Annotated in this window: 15 protein-coding genes; 7 read left to right on the forward strand and 8 right to left on the reverse strand. The window is 75.3% G+C overall.

Features of this window, described 5'->3' with window-relative positions; all coding sequences use genetic code 11:
- Window positions 1-7 precede the first annotated feature (7 nt).
- Window positions 8-1,564, reverse strand: a complete 1,557-nt coding sequence (locus FHX36_RS00595; protein WP_110551954.1) for an MFS transporter — start codon at window positions 1,562-1,564, stop codon at window positions 8-10.
- A 67-nt stretch (window positions 1,565-1,631) separates the two neighbouring features.
- Window positions 1,632-2,267: a class I SAM-dependent methyltransferase gene (locus tag FHX36_RS00600; RefSeq protein ID WP_110551955.1), complete on the reverse strand. Its 636-nt coding sequence runs from the start codon at window positions 2,265-2,267 to the stop codon at window positions 1,632-1,634.
- A gap of 117 nt (window positions 2,268-2,384) precedes the next feature.
- Between FHX36_RS00600 and FHX36_RS00605 the strand changes: the two genes are divergently transcribed.
- Both FHX36_RS00605 and FHX36_RS00610 read left to right on the forward strand, forming a co-directional pair.
- The gene (locus tag FHX36_RS00605; RefSeq protein WP_110551956.1) at window positions 2,385-2,969 is read left to right on the forward strand and encodes a helix-turn-helix domain-containing protein; all 585 of its coding nucleotides are present in this window, start codon (window positions 2,385-2,387) and stop codon (window positions 2,967-2,969) included.
- A 127-nt stretch (window positions 2,970-3,096) separates the two neighbouring features.
- On the forward strand, window positions 3,097-4,392 hold the full coding sequence (locus tag FHX36_RS00610) for an HNH endonuclease signature motif containing protein (RefSeq protein ID WP_110551957.1): 1,296 nt from the start codon (window positions 3,097-3,099) through the stop codon (window positions 4,390-4,392).
- Here FHX36_RS00610 and FHX36_RS00615 read toward each other — a convergent pair.
- Window positions 4,346-4,951 (reverse strand): GNAT family N-acetyltransferase, encoded by a 606-nt coding sequence (locus FHX36_RS00615; protein WP_110551958.1) that lies wholly within the window; start codon window positions 4,949-4,951, stop codon window positions 4,346-4,348. The genes FHX36_RS00610 and FHX36_RS00615 overlap by 47 nt on opposite strands.
- A gap of 72 nt (window positions 4,952-5,023) precedes the next feature.
- On the opposite strand from FHX36_RS00615, the gene FHX36_RS00620 reads away from it, so the two are divergent.
- Together FHX36_RS00620 and FHX36_RS00625 are read left to right on the forward strand one after the other, a co-directional pair.
- The gene (locus FHX36_RS00620; protein ID WP_110551959.1) at window positions 5,024-5,602 is read left to right on the forward strand and encodes a GNAT family N-acetyltransferase; all 579 of its coding nucleotides are present in this window, start codon (window positions 5,024-5,026) and stop codon (window positions 5,600-5,602) included.
- A gap of 10 nt (window positions 5,603-5,612) precedes the next feature.
- Window positions 5,613-6,485 carry an alpha/beta hydrolase gene (locus tag FHX36_RS00625; RefSeq protein ID WP_258372682.1) on the forward strand — a complete coding sequence of 291 codons (873 nt, stop codon included), beginning with the start codon at window positions 5,613-5,615 and terminating at the stop codon, window positions 6,483-6,485.
- A 59-nt stretch (window positions 6,486-6,544) separates the two neighbouring features.
- On the opposite strand, the gene FHX36_RS00630 is transcribed toward FHX36_RS00625, so the two are convergent.
- Complete coding sequence (locus tag FHX36_RS00630; protein WP_220035916.1) at window positions 6,545-8,095, reverse strand: M28 family metallopeptidase; 1,551 nt, start codon at window positions 8,093-8,095, stop codon at window positions 6,545-6,547.
- Between the two features lie 342 nt (window positions 8,096-8,437).
- On the opposite strand from FHX36_RS00630, the gene FHX36_RS00635 reads away from it, so the two are divergent.
- The gene (locus tag FHX36_RS00635; protein WP_258372683.1) at window positions 8,438-9,499 is read left to right on the forward strand and encodes a DUF3048 domain-containing protein; all 1,062 of its coding nucleotides are present in this window, start codon (window positions 8,438-8,440) and stop codon (window positions 9,497-9,499) included.
- 22 nt (window positions 9,500-9,521) lie between these two features.
- Here the strand turns inward: FHX36_RS00635 and FHX36_RS00640 are convergent, their stop codons facing one another.
- Window positions 9,522-10,358: a hypothetical protein gene (locus FHX36_RS00640; protein WP_110551960.1), complete on the reverse strand. Its 837-nt coding sequence runs from the start codon at window positions 10,356-10,358 to the stop codon at window positions 9,522-9,524.
- Window positions 10,359-10,476: 118 nt separating this feature from the next.
- Between FHX36_RS00640 and FHX36_RS00645 the strand changes: the two genes are divergently transcribed.
- On the forward strand, window positions 10,477-12,261 hold the full coding sequence (locus FHX36_RS00645) for a metallophosphoesterase family protein (protein ID WP_110551961.1): 1,785 nt from the start codon (window positions 10,477-10,479) through the stop codon (window positions 12,259-12,261).
- A gap of 27 nt (window positions 12,262-12,288) precedes the next feature.
- Here the strand turns inward: FHX36_RS00645 and FHX36_RS00650 are convergent, their stop codons facing one another.
- The 3 genes from FHX36_RS00650 to FHX36_RS00660 form a co-directional block, all read right to left on the reverse strand.
- Window positions 12,289-12,459: a hypothetical protein gene (locus FHX36_RS00650; RefSeq protein WP_181428742.1), complete on the reverse strand. Its 171-nt coding sequence runs from the start codon at window positions 12,457-12,459 to the stop codon at window positions 12,289-12,291.
- Window positions 12,460-12,578: 119 nt separating this feature from the next.
- A complete protein-coding gene (locus FHX36_RS00655; RefSeq protein ID WP_220036080.1) occupies window positions 12,579-14,318 on the reverse strand; it encodes a peroxidase family protein in 1,740 nt (579 codons plus the stop codon).
- 102 nt (window positions 14,319-14,420) lie between these two features.
- Window positions 14,421-15,566 (reverse strand): S8 family peptidase, encoded by a 1,146-nt coding sequence (locus tag FHX36_RS00660; protein WP_146251716.1) that lies wholly within the window; start codon window positions 15,564-15,566, stop codon window positions 14,421-14,423.
- Between the two features lie 219 nt (window positions 15,567-15,785).
- Here FHX36_RS00660 and FHX36_RS00665 point away from each other — a divergent pair, with 219 nt between their 5' ends.
- Window positions 15,786-18,392 carry a CHAT domain-containing protein gene (locus tag FHX36_RS00665; protein WP_183513417.1) on the forward strand — a complete coding sequence of 869 codons (2,607 nt, stop codon included), beginning with the start codon at window positions 15,786-15,788 and terminating at the stop codon, window positions 18,390-18,392.
- Window positions 18,393-18,412: the final 20 nt, after the last annotated feature.

Here is an 18,412-nt window from a genome sequence, read left to right on the forward strand (position 1 = left end):
GCGGCGATCATGCCGGGCCGCGGTCGTCGCCGCTCCCGACCGAGCGCTCGGGTCCGCGGGCGAGGACGACGACGAGCAGCACTCCCGTCACCGCGACGCCGGCCCACATCGCCTGCTGCCAGCCGTCGACGAACGCCTCCTGGGCTGCCCGGACCGCCGCCCCGGACTCCCCGCCCACTGCGAGCGCGTTGGCCACCCCGGCCCGGGCGGCCTCCGCGGCGCCGTCCGGCAGGTCGACCGCGTCGGCCAGCCGGGACTCCACGGAGCTGCGGTAGCCGGCGGACAACACCGCGCCGAGCAGCGCGACGCCGAGCGCGGTGCCGAGCTCGCGGGTGACGTCGTTGAGCGCCGAGGCGACGCCCTGGCGCTCGCGCGGCAGCGCGCTGGTGATCGCCTCGGTGGACGGGGTCATCGACAGGCCCATGCCGAGCCCCATGGCCAGCAGACCCGCCAGCACCGAGCGGTAGCCGCCCTCGACGGAGACGAACGTGGCCATCAGTGCCAGCCCGCCCTCGCCCAGCAGGATCCCGGCGGCCATGGTCAGCCGGCTGCCGATGCGTGCGGCGAGCCGCGGGGCGAGGCCGGAGGCGGCCATCATCAGCAGCGCCATCGGCATCAACGCCAGCGTCGAGCGCAGCGCCGACCAGCCGAGCACCGCCTGGAAGAACGGGAACAGCACCACGAAGACCCCGGCCTGCACGCCGAAGACGGTGAGCAGCGAGAGGGAGCCGCTGGCCAGACCGCGCTCCCGGAACAACCGGACGTCGAGCAGGGGAGCGGGCTGGCGCAGTTCCCAGCGGACGAAGCCCACCGCGGCGATGACACCGACGAGCAGGACGGTCAGCGTCTCGGGCGCCGTCCAGCCCCGCACCGGCCCCTCGTGCAGGACGACGATGAGCGCCAGGACGGCGACCACCGAGCTGAGCGAGCCGACGACGTCGAACCGGTGCAGCGACGTCTCCCTCGAGTCCGGCACCGACCGCACGGCCAGGCCCGCAGCGGCGAGCACCAGGGCGACCGGCAGCACGAACAGCCACCGCCAGCTCGCCACGTCGACCAGCACGGCCGACAGGTACATCCCCAGGATCCCGCCACCACCGGCGACCGCCGTCCACGCGCCGATCGCCGTCGAGCGCTCCTCGTCGGGGAACGACGAGGTGATGACGGCGAGGGTGACCGGCATGATCATCGCCGCGCCCACGCCGCTGAGGAACCGCGCGGCCAGCATCACCTCCGTCGTCGGCGCCAGCCCGGCGGCCACGCTCGCCAGCCCGAACACCGCCAGGCCCGCCAGGAGCACCGGCCGGCGGCCCCAGCGGTCGCCGACCGCGCCGAGCGGCAGCAGCAGCGCGGCCAGGGTGAGCGTGTAGGTGTTGATGACCCAGAGCACGGTGCTCTGCGTGGCGTCGAACTCGACGGCCAGCTCGGCCTGGGCGACGTTCAGCCCCGAAACCGAGGCGATGACGGCCATCAGCGCGACGCATGCCGCGACGAGCACGGCCCGGCGTCGACGGGGGTCGGTGACGATCGGTCCGTCGGCCTGGGCGGGCAGGTTCGTCCTCATGCGGTCTCCTCCGAGGGCAGCGGTGCGAGGCGCCGGAGCGGTGCGCCGGCGCCGGTGGTGCGGTGGGTCAGCGGCGCCGGACGGCGCGGACGACGACGTCGTGCAGCGGTAGCTCGCGGCCGGGGACCGTGCGCTGCTGCTCGTCGGCGGTGACGAGGTCCCACTGGGTGCCGTCGAGGCGTGCGGTGACGGCCGCCGCGGTGGCGGTCGCCTCGGCCGGCGGGTGGTCGTCGCTGTCGTGCCCGTGCCCGCTGTCGTGCCCGTGCCCGTGGCCGCTGGTGTGCAGGTGGCCGACGACCAGCAGCGTGCCGCCGGGGGCGACCCAGCCGGCGAGGCGGTCGTAGAACTCGAGCTGCGGCATCGCGGGGTGGGCGTAGGAGGTGGTCACCAGGTCGAACGGCGCGCTCGGCTCCCAGATGGCGAGGTCGGCCTGCACCCACTGCACGCGCTCGGCGGCTCCGCTGGTGGCCGCGCGACCCGCGGCGCGGACCAGCGCCTCGGCCGAGATGTCGGCCGCGGTGACCTGCCAGCCGTGCTCGGCCAGCCAGATGGCCTCGGCTCCTGCGCCGCAGCCGGCGTCCAGCGCCGTGCCGGGTGGTAGGTCGCCCAGCTCGCGGGCCAGGTACGGGTTGGGCGGGGCGTCGCCCATCCGGCCCTGCTGCCAGTGCTGCTCCCAGTACTCCTCGTCGAACGCGTGCGTCACGGGTCGGCCTCCCTCATCTCTGGTCCGCGACCGGTCGGTCGACGTCCTCAGGTGGCTCGACGGTGCCGGGTGGACGCCCTCTTGTGCAAACGTCTTTGCTGAATGGAAAATCAGCCCATGGGCGATGCGGTGGACCGAACGCTCGACGCGGTGGGCCCGCGGCTCAAGCAGCTGCGGCAGCGCCGTGGCATCACCCTCGTCGACCTCTCCTCGGAGACGGGCATCTCCATCAGCACGCTCTCCCGCCTCGAGGCAGGGCTGCGGCGTCCTTCGCTGGAGCAGCTGCTCCCGCTGGCCCGGGCCCACGGCGTCACCCTCGACGAGCTGGTCGACGCCCCGGCAACCGGCGACCCGCGCATCCACCTCAAGCCGATCACCTCCCGGGACGGCATGGTCGTGCTGCCGCTGACCCGTCGGCCCGGGGGCATCCAGGCCTACAAGTTCGTCCTGCCGACCGGGTCCGACGACGCGGTGCCGGAGCTGCGCACCCACGAGGGGTACGACTGGGCCTACGTGCTCAACGGCACGTTGCGGCTGGTTCTCGGCGAGCACGACCTGCGCCTCCAGCCCGGAGAGGCGGCGGAGTTCGACACCCGCACCCCGCACTGGTTCGGTGCGACCAGCGCCGGCCCGGTCGAGTTCCTCAGCCTGATCGGTAAGCAGGGGGAGCGGGCGCACGTGCGCGCCGCTCCGCGGTCCTGACGATCGATGGGGCCGTCAAGAGCTGCATGTGATCTGTGGACAAGCGTCTGACCTGCGGATACGGGTGGTCGCGGCGCTCCTGTTCGGCTAGACTTCGTACGCGTGTTCGAGTCGGTCGGGAGGTGTCGTGAGCGAGCTGCGGTCGGTGCTGGACGCGCTGGCCGGCGACGACCTGCACGGCCTCGCCGACGGTGAGGTGCTGGAGCGGGTGGCGTTGCTGGTCGCTGTGGTCAACCAGGCCACCGCTGAGTTGACCCGGACGGTGCGCCACGCGGAGACGACGCAGGCGGCCGAGCACGACGGGCTGAAGTCGATGCGCTCGTGGCTGATCGGGCACCGGCGGCTGGCGCCGGCGGAGGCGTCGCGGGTAATCCGGTCGGGGCGGGCGCTGGAGCACTTCCCGGCGTTGGCTGCTGGGTTCGCCGAGGGTGCGGTCACCGCGGCACAGGTGGACGTGGTCGCCGGCGCGGTGGGCGAGCGCGAACGGGCGCAGGCGGTCGAGCAGGGCATCGACCTGGCGCCGTTCGACCAGGCGTGGACCGCGGTCGCGGTCGAGGCACCGCACGACGTGCTGAAGACCGCGGTGCAGGCCTTCGCGGCCGCCCTCGACCCCGACGGACCCGAACCGGACCCGACCGAGGGACGGCGGCTGTCGATCGCCAAGCACGCCGACGGCTCGGTCACCGGCCGCTTCGACCTGGACGCCGTGGGCGGCGAGAAGGTGCAAGCCGCGATCGAGTCGATCGTGCAGGCCTCCCGCCCGAAGGGCGATGACCGCACCCGCGGGCAGCAGAACGCCGACGCCCTCGTCCAGCTCTGCGACAACCAACTGGCCGCCGGCACCCTGCCCACGCTGCGCACGGTGAAGCCGCACGTGGTGGTCACCCTGGACATGGACGACTTCGCTGACTCAGCGGCCAGCCCCGGTGCGGCCGCGACCGGCTTCGGGGCACGCATCTCCGCCGCCCGCGCCCGCTGGCTGGCCTGCGACGGCACCATGTCCCGGATCGTGATGGGCCCCGACGGGCTCCCACTCGACTTCGGCCGCACCCACCGGGTGGTGCCCGCACACATCCGGCGGGCGGTCGAGCAGCGCGACGGGCACTGCGTGTTCACCGGCTGCACCGCCCCCACGCACTGGTGCGACGTGCACCACCTCGTGCACTGGCTGCACGGTGGAGAGACGTCGCTGCACAACTCGGCGCTGCTGTGCGAGCGCCACCACACCAAGGTCCACCACGGCTTTCGGGTCGAGCGGGATCCCGGCGGGCGGTGGCGCACCTGGCGACCCGACGGCACCGAGATCCTGCTCGCCCAGCCACTACTCGGCCCACCGCTGCTAGACCCACCGCTGCCAGACCCACCGACGACAGAGGTCAGAAGTCGACGCGCATCACCACGCGCCGTGGTGTCGGTCGGCTGACCTCGGTGAACCCGGCATCGACGAACACGCTGTGGACGCCGACGTGCAGCTCGGTCAGCAGCGCGCTCGTCGTCGTCATCGGGTAGCCCTCGATCGCTCGGGCGCCGTTCTCCCGGGCGTGGTCCACGGCGGCCCGGGCCAGCGCCCGGCTGACCCCGCGCTTCCGGTAGCCGACCCGAGTGACGAAGCAGGTCACCGCCCACACCCCGCTGTCCGCCTTGTCCTCGGTGCGGTCCACCCACGGGACGCGGTTGTTGCGCAGCAGACCCTCGTACGCAGTGCGCGGCTCGACGGCACACCAGCCCACCGGCTCGCCGTCCAGGTACGCGACCAGCCCCGTGGTCTCGGCGGTGCCCGGGCGGTCGGGATCCGTCTGCGCGCGCAGCCGGTCCGCGCGCTCCGCCACCGGGAACCCGGCGAAGAACTCCCGCGGCCGCAGCTTGTACCGCTGGCACTGGCAGCGGGCAGGCTCGCCGCGCGTGCCGAGCACGGTCTGCAGGTCCGTCCAGCTCACCGCGTTGGCCGGCACGACGGAGATGGCGGGTCCCGGAGGCGTCACCCGCTCGATCCTGCCCGTCGACCAGGCGTCGGACAGCTTGTCGGAGCGCCGCCGGCCACCGAGGATCGCCGCATGCCGACCGTCGTCGACGCGACCGCCGAGCGGTGGGACGACCTCGCCGCCGTCTTCGGCAGCCGGGGTGATGCCTCCCGCTGCTGGTGCCAGTGGTTCCGCCACCAGCGCCCCGGCTTCTACGCCACCACCTCGGAGCAGCGCCGCGCCGACCTGCAGCAACAGCTGGCGGCCGAGCCGCCACCCGGTGTGCTGGTCCACGACGACGACGGTGCCCCCGCCGGCTGGTGCGCGATCGCCCCGCGCGCCGCCTACCCGCGGCTGAGCAGCTACCCGGTCGCCGCCGCGTCCGCCGACGAGGACGGGCTCTGGGCGGTCACCTGCTTCGTGGTCCGGGTCGGCAAGCGCCGGCAGGGGCTGGCGGAGGTTCTGCTCGACGGCGCCGTCGACCTCGCCCGCCGGCACGGCGCCCGGACTGTCGAGGGCTACCCGCTCGACACCTCCGTGCGCACCGCCTCCGCCGCCGAGCTCTTCCACGGCCCGCTGTCGGTCTTCCTCCGGCTCGGCTTCACCGAGGTCGCCCGCACCAGCAAGGCCCGCCCGGTCGTCCGGCTCGCGCTGGAGGAAGGGCAGCGGTGACAGTGGGCCGGTGAGCCTGCAGATGCGCGCCGTCGAGGTCGTCATGCGGCTGGCCTTCAAGCCGCGGATGGCCACCGTCGAGCGCGCGCGGCGGCGGATCGCCGCCCCGAAGGGCAGCACCGAACCACCGGCGAAGCTGCGCGCCCGGCACGACGTCAGCAGCCGCCAGGTCGAGGGCTTCCCGGTGCACACCGTCGCCCCGCGGGGGCGGGCCGCCCGCCGCGCCGCGGTCTACCTGCACGGCGGCGCGTACATCAGCGCGATCGCCCCGCAGCACTGGGCGCTGATCGGCAGGCTCGCCGACGCCGGCGTCCGGGTCGAGGTGCCGCACTACGGCCTCGCCCCGCAGCACACGCACCGCGAGGCGTACCCGCTCGTCACCGCGGTCTACCGCCAGCTGCTCGAGCAGTACGACCCCGGTGACGTCACCCTCGCCGGCGACTCGGCCGGGGGCGGTCTGGCGCTCGGCGTCGCCCAGACGCTGACCGACCTCCCGCGGCCCCGGCAGCTGGTGCTGCTCTCCCCGTGGCTCGACCTCACCATCAGCAATCCCGACGTCCCCGCCGTCGAGGCCCGCGACCCGTGGCTGAGCAGCGCCGGTCTGCGGGTGGCCGGCGAGGCGTGGGCCGGCGGCGACGACCCCACCGCCCCGCGGCTCAGCCCGTTGAACGGTCAGCTCACCGGGCTGCCGCCGGTGCACGTGCACGTCGGTACCCACGAGATCTGCCTGCCCGACGTCCTCGCGCTGCAGGCCCGCGGCGAGGAAGAGGGCGCCGACGTCGACGTCACCGTCTGCGCGGGCGCCGTGCACGTCTACCCGCTCGTCCCGACGCCCGAGGGCCGGGCCGCCGCCCGCGCCATCGTCGCGACCATCGCCGGCTGACCGGGGACAGCAGCGGGGCCGGACACCCGTCGGTGCCCGGCCCCGCTGGTGGTCAGGCGTCAGGCCGCCTGGTGGTGGCCCTCGTCGTGGCCGTGCCCGTGGCCGTGCCCGTCACCGGAGCCGTGTCCGCCGCCGTGCCCGCCGCCGTGCCCGCCGCCGTGCCCGCCGCCGTGGCCATTGCCCCGGCCGTTGTCGGTGAGGTCCAGCGGCGTCGGGTCCTGCGCGAGCGACAGCGTCGCGTAGGCGATCGCCCGGCTGTTGATGCCCAGCGCCGTCGGGTCGACGTTGGTGAGGTCGTCGGCGGGGGAGTGGTAGTTCGGGTCGTAGGTGATCCCCGCCGTCCCGCCGAAGAGCGCGACCTCCTCCTCGGTCTTCACGCCGTCGGCACCGGTGAACAGCCCGCTGGCCGGGATGCCGGCCTCGATGAACGCCTGGTAGTCCGACCGACCGGAGAACTCCGTGTCCACCCACGGCTGGCGGGTCCGGTCGAAGTAGTCGGTGAACACCTGCTCCAGCGACGCCGAGCCCTCGGGCACCTCGACCGGCGCCTCGTAGGTCGACTGGTCAGCGTCGTAGACGCCGATGATGTAGTTCGGCGACCCGATCATGTCGAAGTTGAGGTAGCCGGTGATCTGCGCGGCCTCCTCCTCGGTGAGCGACGCGACGTACTCCGACGAGCCGATCAGGCCCGACTCCTCGGCACCCCACCAGGCGAACCGGACGGCGTTCCGGGTCGGCTTGGTGTCGGCCAGCTCCAGCGCGGTCTGCAGGATCGCGGCCGAGCCGGTGCCGTTGTCGTTGATCCCCGGGCCCTCGGGCACCGAGTCCAGGTGCGCACCGAGCATGACGACGTTGTCCGGGTCGCCGTAGGGCGTCTGCGCGACGAGGTTGAACGTCGACGTCTCGGTGATCTCCACGACGACGTCCAGCACCACCGGCTGGCCGACCTGACCCAGCAGGGCCTGCCCGGCGGCCTGGGTGACGCCGCCGGCCGGGATGCCGCCGACCGCTCCGCCGAGGGTGCCGTTGAGCGGCGCGTCGGGGACGTTGTTGTAGACGACGATGCCGGTCGCCCCGGCCGCCGTGGCGAGCTGCTGCTTGACCCCGAACGCGCAGGAGCCTCGGGAGACCAGCACCACGGTGCCGACCACGGCCGCCGGGAAGTCCGTCGCCTCGCAGCCGGGGGTCGTGTCGTCGGTGGCCAGGGCTGACAGCAGCCCGGTCGCCGTCCCGGACGGCGAGTACTCCATCGCGACGACCTCGACGGCGGTGCCGCCGACGGTGAGCTCCTCGGTGACCGTGGTGGAGGAGGTGAAGTCGAAGGCCTGCCGTTCGACCAGGTAGCCGGCCTCCTCGAGCAGGCCCTGCACGTGGTCACCGGAGGCGTCGTAGCCCGGCGTGCCGCTCGCCCGGGTGCCGCCGTTGGCGTCGGCGATCTGCTGGAACGCCTCCAGGTGCGCCATGACCTCGGCGGTCTTCACCCGCTGGGCGAAGCCGTTGGGGTTGGGGTTGCCGCCTGCGCCGGCGGGTGGCGCGAGCAGCACCGAGCCCGCGAGCGTGGCGGCAGCAGTGGCCAGGGTGAGACCTGTCCTGCGCGTACGGAGCGACATCGACGTCCTCTCGTCAGGCCGCGGGTTCCGTCCCTGCGGCCGGTCCCGGGAACGTAAGCGCGGCCGCGCGCCGCCGTCGAGGGTCGGGCCGGAGCCGGGACGCCGGCTCCGCCCTGTGTCGCGGGTCAGCACCGACTGTGAACCCGCAGGTGGGGCAGGTGTCTGCTCGGCCCCGGAAGCACGTTGATCGTCCGGACACGCCGCGTGACGACACGCCGAGCGAGGTGACGGAGCAGTACCGGTACGACCACGGGCCAGGCCCGCCGATGACGACAGGTGACCGACCACGGTCGCGCGGAGAGCCCCAGGCGACCGCGTCCGCACCGACGCAGGAGCCCGCACGTGAACGCACGTCCCGCTCGTCGCCGTCTCGCCGCCGTCCTGCTCGCCGGGGCCGCGCTCGGCGGCACCGTCAGCTGCGGCGCCGACATCGTCCCCACCTCGTCCGCCGCGCCCGCCCCGTCGACCACCCCGGCGCCGCCGCCTCCGCCCCCGCCGCCGGTGCTGTGGCCGCTCACCGGGCTGGAGAGCGGCCCGGTCGTGCCGCACCCCGCGCTCGCGGTGAAGATCGAGAACTCGCTCGACGCTCGCCCGCAGACCGGGCTGAACTCCGCCGACATCGTCTGGGAGCAGGTCGTCGAGGGCGGCATCTCCCGCTTCGTCGCCGTCTACCACTCCGTGCTGCCCGCCGAGGTCGGCCCGGTGCGCTCGGTCCGCCCGATGGACCCGGCCATCGCCGCGCCGCTGCACGGGGTGTTCGCCTTCTCCGGCGGCCAGGCCGGCTACGTCGGCGCCGTGGCCGAGGCCGGCATGCAGGTGCTCAGCTTCGACAACGGCAACGACGGCTTCTACCGGATCGACACCCGCTACGCCCCGCACAACGTCTACGCGGCCCCGCTCACGCTCGTCGCGCAGGCCGACGCCGAGCACCAGGCCGCCCCGGTGCCGCAGTTCGACCTGGCGCCGACGCCGGCCCAGGCCACCGGCGCCACCGCGGGCACCCCGGCGACCCGGCTCGACCTGCGCCTGTCGCCGTCGGCCCGCCCGAACTGGACGTGGGACCCGACCTACCAGGTGTGGGTGCGCGCCGAGGGCACGATGCCGGCCGTCGAGGCCGACGGCACCCCGCTGCGCGCCACCAACGTGGTCGTGGTCCGGGTGGACGTCGTCGCCACCAGCGCGGTCGACCCGGCCGGCAACCCCGTGCCGGAGACCGTGGTCGAGGGCCGGGGCGAGGCGCTGGTCGCCAGCGGCGGTCGCACCCTGCCGGTCACCTGGGTGAAGAACTCCGCCACCGACCGGCTCGTGCTGCTCGGGGCCGACGGCAACCCGGTGCTGCTCGCACCGGGCACCACCTGGGTCGAGCTCGTGCCCAACGAGGGCGGCGCCGTCACCGTCGGGTGACCGGCGCCGCGCCCCAGCGGACTCAGGTGCGCGACATCGCCGGGCGGGCCTTGGCCCACTGCAGGAAGCGCGCGGCCTGCTGCAGGTCGGGGATGTCGTTGCCGACCAGCGAGCGCAGCAGGTCGTTGCTCCACACGGCCAGGCGGCCGATCGTGTAGGCGCCCTTCTCCACCGGCGGCAGGTCGAGGTCGAACACCAGCTTGGCCAGCTCCTTCTTGCCGCCGGCGGCCGCGGTGTACTTGACCACCGGCAGGAAGCGCTCGGGCTCGACGACGCACAGCACCTTGGTGAGCAGGGACTCCTTGAACGACGGGAAGCCCAGGCCCTTCTTGCTGCCCTCGACGAGGTGGGTGAACCGGTCCTCCAGGGCCAGGCTCTCCGGCCCGAAGAGCAGGTAGTCGATCGTCGCCCGCACCTGGGTGGCTGCCTTGTCCGGGCCGGCGGTCTTCCACGCCCGGTTGAAGCCGGACATGTTGGCCGGGTCGGCGACCGTCGTGGAGTTGGCGAAGTGCAGCAGCTGCTCCGGCGTGGCCGAGCGCAGCCCGTCCTGGGTGAACAGCGCCGCGTAGCGCGACCGGTACGCCTCGACGTCCGGGTCGGGCTCCGGGCGGTCCATCAGGAACTCCGACGTCAGCAGCATGACCCGCTCGCGCACGTCCGGGCGGACGTCGGCGGCGGTCGGGAACGACGCGTGCAGCGAGTCGCTCGTGCGGACGGCGGGCCGGGCCGGGTCGCGCCGGGCCTCGCCACGCAGCCACTCGTGACCGCAGTCGTTGCAGTGGATCAGCAGCCGGCTGTCCGGCTGCGGCGTGCCGTTGATGTCCTCGGATGAGCAGGTGGGGCAGTTGATCAGTGCCAAAGGGAGCCCCGTTCGTCGGCGACGAGTCGGCGAGCGCGTCGTCGTCGGTCGGTACCAGGGTCCCACGCCGGACGTCCCTCCCGCGTCGCGGCGTGCGCGACTGGGACGATGGACGGCGATGGCACGCACCCCGGACGACGGCGACCAGCTCTCCCTGCCCTTCCCCACCAGCCGCACGGCCCGGGCCCGGCACGCCGCCCGCCGCGCCGGCGCGGTGCTCGGCCGGGTGCTGCAGGGCGCCGTGCGGTGGCTGCTCCGGCTCGTCCTCCCGCTGCTCGCCGCGGCCGCGATGCTGCAGGCTTTCCCGTACCACGCGACCGTGCAGGGCGTCCCGTTCGAGGTGCAGGGCACGCTGTTCACCCGCCCGGGCCTCTCCGCGGACACCACCCTGGGCAGCTGGGAGTTCCCCGACGTCAGCGGGGTGCCGTTCGGCGTGCACGTCAGCCCCGAGGACGTCGACGTCCTGGAGCTGACCCGGCTCGCCGACGGCGACCTGCCCGGGTTCGTGGAGCGGCTGCAGGCCGACTTCGCCGCCCAGCTGCCGCGGATCGCCGCCTGGCTGGTCGCCGAGTTCCTGCTCGGGCTGGCGATCGGGCTGACCGCGGCCGCGGCGATCAACATGTCGGTGCGCTACCTGCGGGGCCGGCCGCGGCGGGAGCACGAGCTGCGGTACCGGGCGCTCGAGGCCGGGGTGGCGGTGCTGGTCACCGTGGCCGTCGCGGCGTACGGCGTCCTGACCTACAACCCGGACTGGGTGCGCGACTCCCGGCTCACCGGCACGCTGGCCGCCGCGCAGCTGTTCCCCGACCAGCTGTCGGCCTACTACTCGCAGCAGTCGAAGGCGCTGGACGTGCTCGGCTCGGTGGTCGGCATCCAGGCGGCGCTGCAGGCGCAGATCGAGGACGACCAGACGCCGGAGACGGCGCTGCGGATCATGTACGTCTCGGACATGCACCTGGCCGCGAACTGGCCGCTGGTCGGGCAGTACGCCACCAACTACGACGTCGACCTGATCATCAACACCGGCGACGAGAGCGCGTTCGGCACCGAGCTGGAGCTCACGCCGACCTACCTGGCGAGCATCGCCGCGGTCACCTCGACCACCCCGATGCTGTGGATCCCCGGCAACCACGACTCCCCGGCGACGGCCACGGTGATGGCCACCGTCCCCGGCGTCACCGTGCTGGGCACCAAGACCGCCACCGCGGACGGCTACCGGGTCACCGCCGGGGTCGTGCAGGCCTACGGGCTCACCATCGCCGGCCTCGGCGACCCGCGGGTGTACGGCGGCCCGGGCCCGTACGGCTCCGACGACACCGCGGTGACCGAGCCGCTGGAACGCGAGTCGGTCGCGGACGCGGTCGGCCGCCCCGACGAGGACGAGGAGGACGGCGACACCACGTCCTCCGCTCCGGCGGACGGCGCGGCGGTCGAGCGGCCCGACCCGATCGACGTCTTCGCCGTCCACGAGCCGGTGCAGGCCGAGGCGGTGCACGAGGAGCTGCCCGGGCTGGTCCGGCAGACGGTCTCCGGGCACGTCCACGCCCAGAACGACAGCGCCGACATCCAGGACGACGACACGATCGACCTGGTCGAGGGGTCGACCGGCGCGGGCGGCCTGGACAACATCGTGCGCGGCACCGAGCGGCCACCGGTGGAGTTCAGCATCGGGTCGGTGGGCGCGGACTGCCAGTTCACCCGGGTCATCCGCTTCTCGATCGCGCCGAAGGCGGACGCGGCGATCCTGGTCGAGGGCGCGACCAGCGGGGACACCCCGCAGGCCTACGGCGACGACGTCACCGCCTCCACCGTGTACTTCCGGCCGCAGGACGTCGAGCCGGACCGCACCTGCGGCACCCAGCTCGGCATCGGCACCGAGCAGCCCTGGCCCGGGTCGGGCTGAGGGGCACCGCACCGGAGCGGCGCGGGTTCAGGGCAGCGCGGTCAGCCGTACCGCCCCGCTGTCGGCCGCGGGCGCCGGCGGCAGCAGCGCGACCGACGACCTGAGGTACCGCGGGCCGGTCGGCAGGCGACCGGCCGCCTGACGATGGGCGGGCAGCGGCGGGACGCTGCGGAGCAGGGGGCGGGCAGCTCGGGGCACGGGGTCTCCTCGGTCGGCACGGCGGGCACGCGGCGGGGTCAGGGCCGCGCTCGGACAGATGAGCGGCGCAGGGGGCCCGGTGATACACCCGGGCCCCCGCGACTTCGGGCGTGCGCGGTTCAGGCCACCGGAGAGAGCCGCACCGGCTCGTCGCCCGGCGCCCGGGGGGCCGGTGCGACGGGCGCCGGGGCGGCCGTGCCGAGCGGGTTGATGACCTCGGCCCGGCCGTCGGCGGCGTGCAGCAGCAGGTCGACCATCCGGAAGGTGTCCTCGTCCGGGCCCAGCGCCGGCCGCCAGCCGGGCTCGCGCACGATCGAAGTGCAGCTGCCCTCCATCGCCCGGTGGAAGACCTCCGCCACGATCCGCGCACCCACCCCGGCCAGCCGGCCGCCGTTGAGCTCGGCCTCGCGCAGCACGTAGAACCACAGCGGCGTCCGCTCGACGAGGGCGTCGGCCTGCTCGGTGCTCAGCCCGGTGACCACGACGTCCCCGGCCCCGGTGAGGACCTGCTCCCGGGTCAGCGGCTCGACCTGCATCATCGCGGCCAGCTGCGGCCCGCTGGCCAGGTCGACCATCGCGGCGCGCTTGAGGTTGCGGAAGGCCAGGTTCCGCTGCATCGCCGTGCTCGGCGCCTCGGGGGCGCGACCGCCGAAGCTGCCGGCGGGCAGCTGGGCCAGCGGGTCGACCAGGCCGGTGTCGATGCGCTTGGCCCGGTCCGGTCCGCCGTCCGGCGTCAGCTCCGGGCGCTGGGCCTCGGCGAAGTCGTAGAGCCGGCCGAAGTCGGCGATCCAGTTGCTCGGCAGCCGCAGCGACTCCGGCGAGGCGTCCGGTTCGTCCAGCTGCTGCAGCGACAGGTTGTCCAGCGCGCCGGAGACGCCGCTGAAGGCGAAGAGCTGGAGCAGCGTCGCCGGGCCCCCCGGGCCGCCGGTGCTGAAGACCCGGTTCCACTGGTACCGGCCGCGGACCTGGCTGTGGCCGAGCCGGAACGCCGCGACCGAGAACTCGATCGGCATCGTCGGCCGGCAGGCCGGGTAGGGCGCGTCGGCCTCGAAGAACCGGCGGCCGTGGGTGAACACGTCCTCGACGACCGCGGGGTCGCAGATCCGCGGCAGGTAGTCGGTGGCCATCATCCACTGGTAGTGCCGGACGACGATCCGGCGTGCCTGCTCGAACAGGTCGTCCTCCGCGACGCCGTCCGCGGCGAGGGTGTCGACGACCCGGTTGTGGAACCGGATGAACGCCAGGTGCGTCTGCGCGACGGCCAGGTTCTCGTCGTTGCGCGCGTCCGGGATGAGCGGGGCGCGCTTGTCCGCCGCCGTCTGCGGCCGGGTCGGGTCGACGCCCACCCGGGGCAGGTCGAAGCCGGGCTGGTCGGCCTGCGCCACCGGGTCGGCAGGCGGGAACGGGCTGCCGGCGGTGACGCCCATCCGCAGGTGCGCGTCGCCGGAGTAGTACTTCCGGTCGTAGAGGTGCCACGGACCCCGCCCGTACAGCGAGTCGAGGTCCAGCGTCGGCGAGCGGCCCTGCAGCAGCGCCTCGACGGTGAGCTCAGTGCCCAGCGCCTTGCCGGTGACGTCCTTGGTCAGGTCGTGGTCGACGAACTGGCCGAGGTAGGTGTAGCCGGCCGGCACACCGTCGGCGTCGGCGTGCTCGACGGTGGGCGCGGTCATCGCCTCGGCGACCGCCTGCAGCACGGCGTCGTCCAGGTCGGCACCGCCCTGCGGGCCGAGCCGGGAGAACTGGAACCGGCGTTCCCGCTCCACCGTGGTGGGCCGGCGGCGGCACGGCGCGCCCTGCCCGTCCTGGCCGACGATCCCCTCGCCGACGACGTGGTACTCCTCCTGCGCGTGACGGTGCACGGTGCTCTCCTCCATCGGGTCGCTGGACGCGGCGGGGGCACGGCCGCGCTGCAGAGGAGAGCGCCGCGGCCCGCCCGGTGATACGGGCGGACCGCGGTGGGTTCAGGCGGCGGTCGGGGCGGCCTGCTGCTGGTCCCAGGTGGCCAGCCGGACCACCGGGACGGCCGGGACGGCGCCGTCGGGACGGGTCCACCCGGAGGAGTACGCGCCGCTGCGCAGCGCCGCGACGGCCTCCTTCGCGGTGAGCGGCCGGCGACCGGTCATCAGCCGGGCGATCGCGCCCGCGGCGACGGCGGCGGCGAACGACGTCCCCGACCACCGGGCCCAGCCCTCGTAGCGCAGCTGCTCGCCGTCGGTGGTGGCGACCGTGCCCTCGACGAACGTGCTGACCAGCCGGGACCCGGGTGCGGCCAGGTCGACCCAGCGGCCGCGGTTGCTCCACTCCGCCCACCGCGTCGACGTGGGCGTCTCCACGGCACCCACCGCGACGACGTCGCGCAGCGCGGCCGGCCAGAAGTCCTCCGGCGTCGCCGGCTCGCCCGGGCCGCCGAGGTTGCCCGCGGCGGCGACGACCACCATCTCCGGGCTCACCGCGTGCAGGTCGTCGACCAGCTGCTGCATGACCTCGCGGGAGTTCGGGTCGTCGGCGAAGCAGCCCAGCGACAGGTTCAGCACCTGCACCCCGCGCCGGGCCAGGGTCATCGCCGCCTCGGCGACCTGGCTGGACAGCGCCTCGCCGGTCGGGCCGAGCGCCCGCTCCACCCAGACGCCGGCGGCGGGGGCCTGCTGGAGCACCAGCCCGGCGATGAACGTGCCGTGCCCGACCTCGAGCGGCTCGGTCGGGCCGGCGCCGTCGCCGGCGGCGGGGTGCGGCTCGAAGTCCGACGGTGCGGACAGGTAGCCGCCGGCCAGCCACGGGTGCGGCTGCACACCGGTGTCGACCGTGCCGACCAGCACGCCCTCGCCGGTCCACGCGCCACCGGGGGAGTCGCGGCGGTCGCGCAGCTGGGCGCGGGTGGGCATCGGTGCACCCTCGCCGCGCATGTGCATCGGTGCGCCGGAGACCGGCACGGCCATGACCCGGTCCTCGTCCACCCCCGTGCAGCGCTCCCGCGCCGAGGCGTAGACGGCGTCGGGCAGGTCGATCCGGCGGAGCCCGCCGGTACCGACGGACGTCCAGCCGTCGCGCCGGCCGATCACGTCCCGGACGAGCGGGACGGCGCGGTCGACGACGAGGAGTGCGGGCACGGGGACCTCCGGGGTCTCGAGGGGTGGGGGAGACGTCGGCTGCCACCGTGGCACCGGGGGCCTCGTCACCGGGGGAACGGCGGCGTGGCACGTGCCGGTGCCACGGGGCAGGCCGGGTCGTGCGCGAGGGAAGAGCGACGAGATCGGCCGCTGATACACCGGTGACCGAACCGCGCGCGACCCCTACGCTCGGCGGCACCCCCGTCCCCTGGAGAGGTGATGACCGCAGCGCGCACGCTCGCCGAGCAGGCGCTGCGGGAGTACCTCGCCGACCCGGTGGCCGGACGGGCCGCGGCGACCCGGGCGCGGGACGAGGCGCTGGCCGAGCGGGACTGGTCGACGGCGTCGCTCGCCGAGCGCGTGCTGGCGCTGATCGCCGGTCACCTCGCCGACAGCGTCGCCGCCCAGCGGCACGGCGAGGCCGCCGTACGGCACGGCACGCGGGCCGGCGACGCCGGGGCGGTGGCGCTGGCGCGGGCCGACCTCGCCTACGTGCACGCCCGCTGCGGGCGCACCCAGGCGGCGCTGCGCGAGCTCGCCCGGGTGCCGGACGTCCCGGGCCCGGACGCCGGCAGCCTGCTGATGAAGCGCGCGCTGGCCCTGGAGACCCTCGGCCGCTGGAACGCCGCGCTGGAGACCTACGAGCGGGCGCTGCGCGTCGTCCGGAGGTCCGGCGACGGGCAGGAGCTGGGCCTCCTGCTGGCCAACCGGGGCGTGCTGCACATCCGGCTCGGCCGGGCCGGCGCGGCCGAGCACGACTTCCTGGAGGCCGACGCGCTGCTGGCGACCGTCGGCTCCGGCATGCACCGCACGATCGTCCAGCACAACCTCGGCTACGTCGCCGCGCTGCGGGGCCACGTACCGCTCGCGCTGTCCCGCTACGACGACGCCGAGCGCGGCTACCTGGAGCACCGCGAGGTCCCGCTCGAGCTGTGGATGGACCGCTGCGAGCTGCTGCTCGCCGCCGGTCTCGGTGCCGAGGCGCGGGCGGCCGCGCAGCGGGCCGTCGAGCTGGCCACCGCGCGCCGCGAGCCGGCCGAGCTGGCCGAGGCCCGGCTCCGGCTGGCCCAGGCGGCCCTGGCCGACGGCGACCCGGCGGCCGCCCAGGACCTCGCCGACTCCGCCGCCCGCGCGCTGTCCCGGCAGCGGCGGCCCGGCTGGGCGGCGCTGGCGTACTGGACCCGGCTGCAGGCCTGCGCCGTCCAGCAGCCGGACGGCGTCGACGTGCCGCTGCTGCGCCGGGCGGCCACCCGGCTGGAGCGGGCCGGCTGGCCGGGCACCGCGCTGGAGGCCCGGCTGCAGGCGGCGCAGGTGGCGCTGGCCCTCGGCCGCCGGGACACCGCGCTGGCCGACCTGGCGCAGGTCCGGGCGGCGCGCTCGACCGGCCCGGTCTGGCACCGGCAGCTGGGCTGGCACGCCGAGGCGCTGCACCGGCTGTCCACCGGCGACCGCACCGGTGCGCTGCGGGCGGCGGCCCGCGGCATCGCCCTGGTCGACGAGCACCGGGCCACCCTCGGCGCCACCGACCTGCGGGCGGCGGCCTCCGGGCGGGCCGAGGCCCTCGCCGCCCTCGGGCTGGAGCTGGCCGTGGCCGGGGGCCGGGCGGAGACGGTGTGGTGCTGGACAGAGCGCACCCGGGCCGCGGCGCTGCTCCGGCCGCCGGCGCAGCCCCGCGACACCGAGGACGTCGAGACCGACCTCGCCGAGCTGCGTGCCCTGGTCCGGCAGCACCAGCAGGCGGCGCAGGCCGCCGAGCCCGACCCGGCGCTGGTGCGCCGCCAGGTGCAGCTGGAGGAGCGCATCCGGCGGGCTCCCCGCCGGGCCGACGGCGACGGCGGGCCGGGGCAGCGGTTCGAGCCGCGGCAGGTGCTCGCCGCGCTGGGGGAGCGGGCGCTCGTCGAGTTCGCCGTCGTCGACGGCCGGCTGACCGCGGTGGTCGCCGTCGCCGGTCGGGTCCGGGTGCACCGGCTGGGGCCGGTCGACGCGGTCGCCCGGGAGATGCACCACCTGTTCTTCGCGCTGCGGCGGATGGCCGGGCCGGTGGCCGGGCCGGGGCTGCGGAGCCGGCTGGCCACGGCGGCCGCCCGGATCGACGCCGCGGTGCTCGCGCCGCTGGCCGCGGAGTTCGGTGACCGCGACCTCGTCGTCGTCCCCACCCAGCCGCTGCACGCGCTGCCCTGGTCGGTGCTGCCCTCCTGCCGGGGCCGGGCGGTGTCCGTGGCGCCGTCGGCTGCGCTCTGGCTCACCGCGACCGGCCGCCCGATGCCGGCCGGCGGGCGCACCGTGCTGGTGGCCGGGCCGGACCTCGTGCACGCCGAGCTGGAGGTCAAGGAGCTGGCCGAGCTGCACCCGGGCGCCACGGTGCTCACCGGCGACCGGGCCCGGGTCGCCGACGTGCTCACCGCGACGGCCGGCGCCGCGCTGGTGCACCTGGCCGCGCACGGCCGCTTCCGGGCCGACGCCCCGCAGTTCTCCGCGCTCGACCTGGCCGACGGTCCGCTCACCGGGCACGACGTCGAGCGGCTGCCGGTGGCCCCGGGGTGCGCCGTGCTGTCGGCCTGCGAGACCGGCACGACCGCCGTCCTGGCCGGCGGCGAGCTGCTCGGGCTGGCCGCCTCGCTGCTCGCGATCGGCGTGCGCACGGTGATCGCCCCGGTGCTCCAGGTGCCCGACGCGGAGACCGCCCCGCTGATGACCGGGCTGCACTCCGGGCTCCGGGCCGGGCAGCCGGCCGCGGCCGCGCTCGCCGCGGCGGCCGAGCGGGCGGCGGCGGGTTCCGACGCCGACGCCGCCACCGCGGCGGCCTTCATCTGCGTGGGTGCGTGACCGGTGTATCAACCGGCGCC

This window comes from Modestobacter versicolor, from assembly GCF_014195485.1.
In the GTDB taxonomy this organism is placed as follows: domain Bacteria; phylum Actinomycetota; class Actinomycetes; order Mycobacteriales; family Geodermatophilaceae; genus Modestobacter; species Modestobacter versicolor.

Coding starts and splice junctions, on each gene's coding strand:
- FHX36_RS00620 (WP_110551959.1), top strand. CDS start 5,024: ATGCCGACCGTCGTCGACGCGACCGCCGAGCGGTGGGACGACCTCGCC.
- FHX36_RS00665 (WP_183513417.1), top strand. CDS start 15,786: ATGACCGCAGCGCGCACGCTCGCCGAGCAGGCGCTGCGGGAGTACCTC.
- FHX36_RS00595 (WP_110551954.1), bottom strand. CDS start 1,564: ATGAGGACGAACCTGCCCGCCCAGGCCGACGGACCGATCGTCACCGAC.
- FHX36_RS00630 (WP_220035916.1), bottom strand. CDS start 8,095: ATGTCGCTCCGTACGCGCAGGACAGGTCTCACCCTGGCCACTGCTGCC.
- FHX36_RS00645 (WP_110551961.1), top strand. CDS start 10,477: ATGGCACGCACCCCGGACGACGGCGACCAGCTCTCCCTGCCCTTCCCC.
- FHX36_RS00605 (WP_110551956.1), top strand. CDS start 2,385: ATGGGCGATGCGGTGGACCGAACGCTCGACGCGGTGGGCCCGCGGCTC.